Below are 281 nucleotides of genomic sequence, written 5' to 3'. Positions count from 1 at the left end.
GTGCGGCTCTGGACCAGGGTGAGGCGGTACCTGTGGCTCAGGGAAGCGTGGGATCTTCTAGGCCTGCGAGGAACTGGTCCGCGGCGTTGTCGTTGACCAGTGAGTTGTCCGCCACCATTGCAGCGCTCGTCGCTTGGCACGGGTGTCTCGGAAGGCGTACCAGGCTTCGAGCAGTTCCGGGTGCTCGCTGTGGAGCACATCTATCGGACGAAGAGGTCGCAGGTTCAAATCCTGTCACCCCGACGCAGGCCAGCCCCTCTTTGGGGGCCTGATTTGAAGGC

It is taken from the genome of Phytoactinopolyspora endophytica (assembly GCF_004138495.1).
Lineage (GTDB): Bacteria > Actinomycetota > Actinomycetes > Jiangellales > Jiangellaceae > Phytoactinopolyspora > Phytoactinopolyspora endophytica.
The sequence above is the reverse complement of the archived record's forward strand: the minus strand, read 5'-3'. Positions refer to the sequence as shown.